General features: G+C 60.8%; 3 protein-coding genes. All 3 read left to right on the forward strand.

What is annotated here, in order from left to right:
* Positions 1–9,553 (forward strand): SpaA isopeptide-forming pilin-related protein (locus PHI30_RS01445; protein ID WP_300022917.1); only part of this gene is annotated, 9,553 nt, incomplete at its 5' end.
* Between the two features lie 112 nt (positions 9,554–9,665).
* Positions 9,666–10,643, forward strand: a complete 978-nt coding sequence (gene srtB / locus PHI30_RS01450) for a class B sortase (RefSeq protein ID WP_300022919.1) — start codon at positions 9,666–9,668, stop codon at positions 10,641–10,643.
* Between the two features lie 145 nt (positions 10,644–10,788).
* Positions 10,789–11,796: a biotin--[acetyl-CoA-carboxylase] ligase gene (locus PHI30_RS01455; RefSeq protein ID WP_300022922.1), complete on the forward strand. Its 1,008-nt coding sequence runs from the start codon at positions 10,789–10,791 to the stop codon at positions 11,794–11,796.
* Positions 11,797–11,857 lie beyond the last annotated feature (61 nt).

The following is an 11,857-nucleotide window of genomic DNA, read 5'->3' on the forward strand; positions in this document are numbered from 1 at the left end:
GGAGCCCAGTGCCCCCGCCGAGCAGCCCAGCACTCCTTCCGAGGAGCCCAGTGCCCCCGCCGAGCAGCCCAGCACTCCCGCTGAGCAGCCCAGCACTCCCGTCGAAGAGCCTAGCACCCCCGCCGAGGAGCCCAGCGTTCCTTCCGAGGAGCCTAGCACCCCCGCCGAGGAGCCCAGCGTTCCTTCCGAAGAGCCCGGCACTCCCACTGAGGAGCCCGGCACCCCCACCGAAGAGCCTGCAACGCCTTCCGAGGAGCCCAGCGTTCCTGCTGAGGAACCCGCTTCCGGCGGCGCTTCCACCGGCGTAGAGTATGTCACCCGCACCGAGACCTGGACGGTCATCGTCACCGAAACGCCCCCCATGCTGACCGGCAGCGCGGAGTATGAGGGCACCGTTGTGAACGTGTCCGTGCCCGAGGGCGCTTTTGAGGAGATGCCCAAGCTGGTGATTTTGCCTGTGGTGTCCAAGGAGACGCAGGATAAGAACCTCGTTGAAAAGGCCATTGACGCCGTCGCGGCGCTCTTCACGGATGAGGAAGAGGACGTCGAGGTCGCGGATGTATCGCTGGAGGACGTCTCCGCCCTTCTCACCGAGCAGGCGGAGGACGTGACCGACGAGACCCCCCTGACGGCCTTTAATATCACCTTCTATCAAATGGATGAAAACGGCGACTATGTGCTGGACGAGAACGGCGAGCGCATTGAGCTGCAGCCCTCCCTGCCCATCGACGTGGAGTTCTCCATGGAAGATTCCGACCTGATGGACGACGCGGAGGACGCGCAGCTGCAGGTCTATCACGTGGACAGCAAGGTCACCGAGGCGACGGCCGTGGATACCGAGCTGGTGGACGATACCACCGCCAAGGTGGAAGCGGATACCTTCTCCATCTACGCCATCACGGTGCAGAAGCCCGCCGGAACCACTGTGACCATGGGCGTGAACAACACCATGACCCTGACGGGCAAGGTCGGTTACTATCCCAATAACAACCACAGCTGGTCCATCAGAAGCGGAACGAGCGTAACGCTTTCTGGGAGTTCTGACAATACGGTTGTTGCGACCGCTACGGCTACGGGAACGACCGAAGTCAAGCACACCTATTATACGAGTAGATTCGGAACCACCACCGAGATCTTCACCATCAACGTTGCGGAGACAGTCGTTTCCGTTGACACCGGCGCCATCTTGCAAAACGGCAATCTGACCGCCAATCTGAAAAACGGCGTGGCGCAGGCAGGTCAGGAAGTCACCTATACGTGGTACAGAAGCGAAAGCGGCAATTCCGACTCCTTCACCGCGGTGACCCGGCAGAGAGTCACCGGTGACATGTACAACGTGGACACTACCGGTAAAAACCTCAACGCGGCGCTGGATTACGTTGCCGCCGGCATCGACGACGACGCGGCTCGCCTCTACTACTATGTGGTGGCCACCGCTGGAGAGAACCAGTATACCTCCGGCGTGTATCAGGCCCCCTACTACATGGCGATCCAGAACGGCAGCTTTGAAAGCGGCTCCGCCCACTGGAGCACAACGTCCGCAGGGGGCGAAATTGAAATCGGTCAGTACACTCAGGATATAGGCGTCTATGGAACCGAAGACGATAAGCCCTCCGCAAATGCTGGAGAAAAGTTTGCGGAATTGAATGCCGAGCACGCCGGCTCCCTTTATCAGGATGTGCTGACCCAGCCGGGCAGCGACCTCAGCTGGCAGGTGGCCCACCGGGCCAGAAATGCAAAAAGCGCTGGAAACAATAGCAACAACTACATGAAGACGGCAACGGACACCATGTATGTGGTCATCATGTCCACCGTAGACGCGGAGAAGCTGCTTGCGGGCGTTCCCCAGAATCAACAGCAAGCAGTTGTTACCGCCATGATTACAAGGGTGCTGGGTAATGGCACCGACGCGACGGGCCACTATACCTTGGTGACAGGCGACGGTAAGGACCAGACCGTCACGGCCACAGTGCGCAAGGTGACCACCACCAGCGAACTGAGCGGAAGCTACTGGAACGGCTATACGAGTGAAAATCAGTGGGAAATGTACGACGGTCAATACAAGGTGCCCGCGGGTCAGTACGCTACCCGGTTCTTCTTCGTGGCAGGCGCGACGCAAAGCTACGACATTACCATCGGCAACCTGATCGATAACGTGTGGTTCTCCCGTCACATGGCGCCCGCCAACCCCGGCAAGGGCAACCTGACTGTGACCAAGGAAGTGACCGGCGTTGGAATGGACGCCGACATGGACGACTATTCCGTGGCAGTCGGCCTTACCGGTCCGGAAGCGAGAAGCGCTACCATCACCAACTTCCGCTATAACGAGACCACCATGAAGTGGGTCGGCTCGGTCGACTTCTCCAACCTGACGCTGGGCGCATATACCATCAACGAGAGCGTCACCGGCGCGCCCGAGCACTACACCGCCAACGGCGGCACCACTTCTGCCAATGCCAATGTGACAGATGGCGGCGAAGCTTCCGCTACTCTCGTCAACAATTACGCCATGGGCGGCGGCATGTACACCGTCAGCAAGGTGTGGGCCGAGGAAACCTCCGCGTCCACCCGCCCGGGCAGCATTTCCGTGCAGCTCTATGACGAAGATGGTGAGAAGGAGGGCAGCCCCGTCACGCTGAACGCTGCCAACCTGTGGACCTACACCTGGTACGGGCTGGACAACGACGATACCTATTATGCCCGTGAGACCGCGGTTCCGGACGGCTATCAGGAAAGCTATCATGAATACGAGGCTGTCGGTATCAACGAGTTCCGTAGAATTACCGAGGGCGACAACAAGAACATCACCGTGAGCTCCACCAGCGCCATCGTGGCAAAGCGCACCGGGCAGTCCCCCACGATCGTCTGGACCGCGGCGCCCCTGTCCCCTGCTGAGCAGGCCGACTTCGCGACTGCATTTAGCGCTAAGAATCCATCCATGAAGTTCGACGTGGAGAATGCTTCCTTCATCAGCGGGATGCACTGCGATGTGGAAGGCATCACCTTCACCGCAGGTCAGGTGATCTTCGCGGCATCCAGCCAGTGGTCGATGGTAGCCAGCGGTTCCTATACCCCGGCGGGAACCGTGATCACCAACACCTATCACCCCTATGAGACTTATACCTTCACCAAGACCTGGAATGGCAACACTGCGGGTGACCGCAATAGCATCAACGTGACCATTTCCAGCGGCGGCGAGACCTATACCGGCACCGTCACCGCCGCCAAGGCCAGCATCAACGGCGCTGACAGCGCCAACGTCTCCGTCAACGGCAACGTCTGGACGATCACCGCCAGCCTGCCCAAGGCAGATAGCGGCTACACCATTTCCGAGAGCAAGGTCAACGGCCTGTCCGTCACGAACGGCGTCGCCCAAAACGGCGACAGCGGCGAGTGGGTCGTGACCGGCGGGAACACCGCCCTGATCAACACCTACTGGGCCTATGCAAATAGCACCACCAGTGACACCGTGACCCTGAACATCCACAAGACCGATAAGGACAGCGGCGCGAATCTGAGCGGTGCCAAGTTCCAGGTCTACGAGGGTGCGGTCGCCGACAACGTCAAGGTTGGCTCTCCCGCTGCCACCGACGCAAGCGGCAATGCGACCATCACCCTGAACGCCAAGGATCTCAAGGACGGCGCCTATACGCTGTACGAAGAGACCACCCCCTCCGCCGCGTATCCCACCCACGAGAGCAAGACCTTCACCGTGGATGCCAGCGCGAAGTCCACGGAGACGTCCGATAACTACACCATCACCACCAACACCCATTATAGCGCCACCATCTCCGGCCTGAGCGGCAATGGCGGAAGCTATACGGTGGACGTCACCAACCAGCACGCCAAGGGGACGCTGAGCATCGAGAAGCGCTATTTTATTGACGATGCGACCAAGATTCCCGCCACCACCACCGTTTCTTACGGCACCGGCGCGGGCCAGTCCGTGTCCTTCGCCAAGGCTGATTTCACCTACAACGCTGTCGGCGGGTACTATTCCGCCAGCAAGAGCACTGGCAGCCTGAATACCGGCAGCTATCGCTTCAGCGAAAACCGGCCCGCCGTCACCGGCTACACCGGACAGACGAGGATCGCGGACGGCAGTCTGACCGGTGCTGAGACCGTCAGCCAGACCGTTACGCTAGGCACCGGGGTGAACACCGTGGTGGTGGAAAACCGCTATGCGCGCACCACCCACAGCCTGACCGTCACCAAGAACGTCACTTGGGATACGAACAAGAGTCAGGCCCCCGCCACAACCGATACCTTCGCCCTGACCGTGGTCATCGGCAATGGCAGCACCGCAACACCCATCACCGGCGGCACCTACAATAATAACGGCGCGCTGAATGCCACCTATACCTTCACGATTAGCGGCAACCGCAACGGCGCAGCGCCCACCGAGGGCATCGGCGCGGTGACCATCACCGGCGTGCCCTACGGCGTGGGGTACCGCGTGGTGGAAACCGGCATCACCAGCACCAACCGCTCCGGCTACGCATCCACCCTGCCCGTCGAGCAGACCGGCACGATGAGCACGGAGAATGCTTCCAAGACGGTTGTGAACCCCTACTTCAAGTCTCAGCTGGCGGACGAAATCTCCGTCACCAAGACTTGGAAGGAATGGAACGAAACCAAGCAGGAAGCCGTCGATACCGACATGCGGGCCAACAGCATCACCGTGGGCGTGTATGTGGGCAACGAGCTGGTTGCGGGCACCGAAAAGACTCTGACGGCGACCGACAGCTGGACCACCGCCTATACTACCCTCCCCAAGTACGACAATACCGCCGCGCATAACGAAATCCAGTACACCGTGAAGGAAACCGCAATCAACGGTCAGGCCTTCAACAGCGACGGCCGCGTCGTGGTCTACGGCACCGCCACCGTTTCCGGCAGTAACCCCGTAAAGCAGGAAGTGGAAGGCTATTGGACCACCATCGTGGACGGCACTGAGATCACCAACACCTATTATCCCGCTGAGGCTATCAGCGACACGGACTTCAAGGTCCTCAAGGTCAGCTCCGCCAACAACGGAACCACCCTTGCGGGCGTGGTGTTCACCCTGCGCAGCAGCGCCATCCCCGGTGGAACCATGGAAGCCACCACCGATGAAAACGGCATTGCCACCTTCCAAAACCTCATGCCCGGTGACTATACCCTCGTGGAAAAGAGCACCATCTCCGGCTATGAGAAGAACGAAACCGAGTGGAGCTTCACCGTGGCAGGCACCAACGGCACCCTCAAGGACGTGAAGGCCCCCAGAGAAGCGGGCGGCAACCTCTTCCAGAACATCTGGGACTGGGTGGTCGGGACTGTCACCGGAACCATCAAGAACTATGACGCGACCACTAAGACCGCGACCGTGGAGAATACCCCCATCGTCACTGGCCTTACCAAGCAGGTCTATACCGAGCAGTATACCGCTACCAACTTTGACGCAAGCGATTATGCCACAGAGTCCAAGTGGAGCGACAGCGCCTCCTGGACGACGCTTCCCGCCAACACCGACACGGTAACGGCCCTCTTCAAGGTCACCGTCACCGGCACGGCAGGCGCAAGCTACACTGTGGGCGACACCATGACCATCGACGGCAAAAACGTCGCCACGCTGGTCTCTGGCAACGCCAGCGGCACGATCAATGCAAACGGCGACGCCGTGGTGCTGTACTACACCGCCACGATCCCCGTGACCACGACTTTTGCCACCTATACCAACACCGCGACCCACGACGGTGTCACTGACGCCACCGCCACTGTGGCTGTTGCAAAGAACGATTACGTTTCCGGCAACATCAACGTTGCCAAGACGTGGAACCACGGAAGCGGCGACATGGAGAACAGCACCGCCAACAAGGCAGTCTTGGACAATGTGACCTTCCAGGTGCAGCGCAAAACTGCCGCAAGCGACTGGGAGAATGTGACCCTCACTAGTGCCAATCTGATGGCAGGGCCCTACAACGCAAACGTTGATAACGGGTTGCTGGTCCTCACCACCACCGACGGAACCAACGCTCTCGTTACCCTCACCGGCCTCTTGATGGAGGCGCAGAGCGACCTTGCCCCGTACACCTACCGTGTGACGGAGACCAAGATCGCGGGCACCGCCATCACCGATGGCAAGGCCTTGGGCTATACCAACGACGGCCCTCAGGAAGTCATCTCTGACGAGGTCTACATTGCAAACACCTATAACCCCACGGAAATTGGCGTGGAAGGCGCAACCACCTCCTTCACCGTCAACAAGACCGACGGGATCAGCGCCATCACCAGCGCCCCTGCCCAGTTCACCCTGACAAAGGGCGACAGCACCGTTTCCCAGTGGACCACTGCAAACGGACAGAAAACCGGCGCCGTGACCGGCAGCACCACCTTCGACGGTTTGACGGCAGGCACGTACACCCTGACGGAGACCACTGCCCCCGCGGGCTATACCAAGAGCAACAGCTCCTGGCAGATCGAGGTCACCCCGTCTCTGACCTACACCCACAACGCTGACGGCACCGTGACGGTGACCACCAACTATGTCATCGCTGCAAACGCCATCACCGGAAGCGCGGCGAACGACTATCTCATCACCAACACGGTGGACGCGAAGGCCATCACTGTGTACAACACCCGGGAAACCGGCGCACTCACCATCACCAAGACCCTCAGCGGCGAGACCAGAGCCGATGCGGCGAACCGGACCTTCGGCTTCACCGTCACCGCTCCCGCCGAGCTGAACGGCACTTACGGCGATGCCCACTTCACCAGCAGCGCAACCTCCGATCTCATCACCGTTACCGGCGCGGGCAGCGTCACCCTGAATAACCTGCCCACCAGCGCGGGCTACGCAGACGGCGCTTACACCGTCAGCGAGCTGTATGAGATCACAGAAAGCGGCACCGTGACCGGCGGCGCGCACATCAACGGCTACGCACTGAGCGTTTACGGCACCGACGGCAAGGCCATTGCAAATGTCGACGGCCTCTACGGGCAGACCGTCACCGTGAACACCGGCACCTCCAGCATGAGCTTCCGGAACGACTATCAGCTGGACGCGGCACAGAATGAGGCCCGCTTCACCATCGTGAAGAAGTCCTCCGACGTGACCACGGACGAAAATAAGGTTCTGGGCGGCGCGATCTTCGAGGTCTACTCCGACGCGGATTGCAAAAATCTGGTCCTGACCACTGCGGCCACAGACGCCATCACCGGCGTGACCACCGTGGTTCTGGATGACACCATGCTGAGCACCGGCAACACCTTCTATCTCAAGGAGATCACACCCCCCACCGGCTACACGGTGGACGAGACGATCTGGAAGATCAACGTGAATCAGAAAAATGCCGACGGCAATGCCGACGTGAAGCTGATTCAGCCCGACAGCGGACTTTTCCATGACCTGTATCGCTGGTTCGTCGGCCTTGTGAAGGGCGACGACACCGCCGAGCAGAACTGGACGGCGGACACCGGCATCGGTGAAAGCCGCACCTACGGCACCCTCACGGTGTATGACGCGCCCATTACGACGCCGGATTACACCACTGAGACTGTTCAGGACGATGTGACCGTTCAGATCCGCAAGACTGATTCCCTGTCCAACGAGACCATCACGGAATCCAACGCCATCTTCGCCCTGACCAAGCGGGACACGGCTCCCATTACCGCCACCACTGAAAACGGCGTGGCCAGCCATACCTTTACCCACAGCGACGACGGCATCTACGCCATCACCGAACAGTCCGCTCCCGACGGTTACGTGCTGCGCACGGACGTTCTGGGCTATGTGAAGGTGGAGACGGTCCATGACCGCGACGCGTGGAACGCAGACCACACCGCGCTGATCCAGTACTACAAGACCACCGCCGCCATCTACGGCGCGGAGGATTCCAACTGCGAGGGTTCTCCCATCCAGCTGACCGAGGGCAAGCTGGTTGTCACCAACCAGCCCCAGACCAGCCTGCAGGTCATCAAGGCCTGGGCGGACGTGAACGGCGAGACCATCGAAGCCCCCGCAAACGCCTCCGTCACCCTTGCGCTTTACCGCAAGGCGGAGAGCGACACGACCTTTACCGCCACCGGCGAGAGAATCGTCCTCAACGGCGATACCCTTGATAACCCGACGCAGGAAGTCTACGCATGGGTTGCCGAGTGGAAGAATCTGGACCCCGATTACACCTACACGGCCAAGGAAGTGGCGGGCTTTACGGACTACACCGCTACCTCGGAGGACGGCTGGATGGTGAAGCATACCGACGACAGCGACGAGAGAATGACGGTGGGCTCCATCACCAACCAGCGGGATTACGGCACGCTGCAAATCATCAAGCATGTGACGGGCCTGCAGAAGAATGAGGAAAAGACCTTCAACTTCACCGCAACCGACACCCTCGATGCCGGCAAGACCTACCTTTATCAGGCCACCGTCACTGGCAATACCACTGCGGACGGCGTCCTTGCAACCGGCGTCACCGTGGACGGCGAGCTACGTCTGCCCACCGGCACCTACACCGTGACAGAGGAGAGCGCAGACATCACCAACTACGGTCTCACGACCACAGTCACCTATCCCGAGGCGGGCGCGCACAATGTGAGCGTTGGAACCGGCACCGCCACGGTGCATGTCACCAACGCATACGAGTACAATCCCGAACTCAACATGGACGGCATCAGCGTCACCAAGGTGTGGAACGACGGCGGCAACGCCGACGGCATCCGGCCCGAGAGCATCACCGTGGAGCTGCGGGACAACGGCGGTAAGCTGATTGGCAGCAAGGAGATCGCGGCAGATGGCGACGCCGGCAGAGCCACCTTCACCTTCGACACCTATGTGAACGGCTATGTGGCGCCCTACACCGCAAAGGAAGTCGGCTATACCGACGCAACCGGCTACCACGCATTTGACGCGACGCTCACCAATGTTCCCGGCTATACCGGAAGCGGCGAAGCCAACGTCAGCAACGACTATATCATGACCAACACCCATGAGCAGGCTACCGTCCGCATCGATGTGGAGAAGAGCTGGCCCGATGGACGCGAAAAGGCAGTTACCCTCTACCTGACGGCTGGCGGCGAGCGCTATGCCAGCGTGACGCTGGACGGCGTCGTGGACGAGGTCGAGACCCAGGCCTGGAAGGCCAGCTTCGGCGAATTCGCCAAGAACAGCGCCGGCAAGCCCGTTGACTACACCGTCAGCGAGGAGAGCCTGGGCGACAACTGGAGCTATCAGGTCAACAAGACCACCGTGGACGGCGTTTACAGCTTCACCGTCATCAACCGTTACAGCAATGACAATCCAGGCCGTGATGACGATGACGACGATGATTCCCCTGTCATCATCCCCGACGAGGACGCCCCCACCACCGATATCCCTGATGAGAGCGTCCCCACCACTGACGCCCCCACCACCGACATCCCCGATGAGGAAGTGCCTCTGGATGAGTTTGCCGATCCCACCAAGACCGGCGACACGCTGATGACGTGGATTCTGGCGGCAGCGGTCTCCGGCGTGGGACTGGTGTGGCTGGCCATCTCCGGCAAGAAGCGCAAGGACGACAACGCGAGATAAGTCCCTGCGGCAAGACCGAAACAGAAAAAACAAGGGCCCGGACAGCTGTCCGGGCCCTTGCTTCCAGCAAAAAAAGACGGTATGATGGAACAAGAAAACGGCGGAAGGAAGAATGACAGTGAATCGAAAGCTGCGCATCATTTTAATTGTGATTCTGGCGGCGGTATTTGTCGGCAGCGCCGCCATGCTGCTCTGCCGCGAGCTGGACTATCAAAAGGGGGAGGAGACCTACGCCGAGGCGCAGTCTCTGGTGGAGCTTCCCGACTTCACCGCTCTGGAGACTCCGGCGGTGGAGAGCGCCCCCGCAGAAGAGGGCGCGGCGGGGGAGCCCTACGTGGACCCTTATGCCGACGCGCTGCGCAGCATGGACTTCACCGCCTTGCGGGAGGTGAATGGCGACGTGCTGGGCTGGATTTTGATTCCCGGCACGCCCATCTCCTATCCGCTGGTGCAGGGGACGGACAATTTCTACTACCTGAAGCACACGTGGAAAAAGCAATCCAGCGCCGTGGGGGCCATCTTTCTGGAGAGCCGAAGCAGCGGGGATTTGAGCGATTTCAACACCGTTGTCTACGGGCACCGGATGAACAACGGCTCCATGTTTGCCTCCCTGAAAAACTACAAAAAGCAAAGCTACTGGGCATCCCACCCCTGCGTCTATCTCACCGACGACACCGGAAGCCATAAGTATGACATCTTCGCCGCCTACGAGGTGTCCACCTCCGGAGAGACCTATCAGATCGGCTTTTCCGGACAGGAGAGCAAGCAGGCGTTTCTGGATTACTGCGTGGCCCAATCCGTGATTCAAACGGGGATCACCCCCACGGTCAACGACCGCGTGGTGACGCTGTCCACCTGCACGGGAAACGGACATGCCACCCGCTGGGTGGTGCAGGCGGTGCTGCGGGGCGTGGCGGTGGCTGAATCGCCGGAGGAAGCCCCGGCCCAAACGCCGGAGGAGGCTCCGGCCCAGACGACAGAGGAGGCCCCGACTCAGATGCCGGAGGAAACCCCGGACCAGACGATGGCGGACACTGCCGCCGACGGAGAGGAAGGGGAGCCTTCCACGGAGAGTACAGCGGAACCTTAAAAAAGCTGCGGGGCCGTGGGTCCCGCGGCTTTTTTGCTGCGGGGCGGCTTTGGAATTTACAGAAGGCGAAAATCATGATAAACTGAAAAATACGCGAAAGCAACGCCCCGCTGAAATTGCGGGCGGTGTTGCCTGAAAAGGGGGAATGACCGTGAGCCGACAGGATGTATTGGAACTGCTGCGGGCGGAGAAGGGGGCCTATTTTTCCGGTGAGGAGCTCAGCCGCCAGCTGGGATTGAGCCGCGCCGCCGTTTGGAAGGCAGTGGACGCGCTGCGGCGGGAGGGATATGAGATCGAGGCCCGCACGGGGCTGGGATACCGTCTCGCGGGTGCGCCGGACGCGCTGACGGAGGTGGAGATCCGCAGCTTCATGGGACCGACCCAGACGGTGGGTCTGGAGATCTGCTGCTTTGACGAGATCGATTCCACCAATACCTATGCAAAGCAGATTGCGCTTTCCGGCGCGGCGGACGGCACGGTGATCGTGGCCAACTGCCAGAGCGCCGGGCGGGGGAGAATGGACCGCAGCTTCTGCTCCCCCCGGGATCAGGGCATCTATCTCACGGTGCTGCTGCGGCCCCAGCTGAGCGCGGAGCGTCTTGCGCCGGTGACGGCGATGACGGGGATCGCGGTGTGCAGCGCGGTGGAGCGGGTGTGCGGCGTCCGTCCGCAGGTGAAGTGGCCCAACGACCCGGTGCTGGGCAACAAGAAGCTCTGCGGCATTTTGACGGAGCTTTCTCTGGAGGCGGAGACGGGACGGCTGCAATCTCTGGTGGTGGGCATCGGCCTCAATGTGTGCCAGAGTGCCGGGGATTTCCCCCCGGAGGTGGCGGAAATTGCCACCTCCCTTGCCATGGCTTTGGGACGGCCGGTCTCCCGGCCCGCGCTGGCGGCGGCGCTCATTGAGGAGCTGGACCGGCTGTACGGCGCGCTGAAAGCAGGCGATTTGCAGCCGTATCTTGCATCCTACCGGCGGGATTGCGTGAATCTCGGGAAAACGGTCCAGCTGCTCTCTCCAAGCGGGCGGGAGGTTGCCGCCGCCGTGGGGATCGATGAGGCGTTCGGCTTGATCGTGGAGGATGCGGAGGGGCGCAGGCGGACCATCCGCTCCGGCGAGGTGTCTGTCAGGGGCTTGTACGGCTATGTGGAATAAGACGCGATTGCGGGAGCTTTGGACGCTTTTCTGGCTGTTTGCGCGGATCGGCCTGATGACC

The sequence above is a fragment of the Oscillibacter sp. genome (assembly GCF_028693505.1).
Classification (GTDB): Bacteria; Bacillota; Clostridia; order Oscillospirales; family Oscillospiraceae; genus Oscillibacter.

What these genes read in the sequence shown, in the direction of transcription:
- srtB (WP_300022919.1), top strand. Translation starts at nt 9,666, where the DNA reads ATGACAGTGAATCGAAAGCTGCGCATCATTTTAATTGTGATTCTGGCG.
- PHI30_RS01455 (WP_300022922.1), top strand. Translation starts at nt 10,789, where the DNA reads ATGACCGTGAGCCGACAGGATGTATTGGAACTGCTGCGGGCGGAGAAG.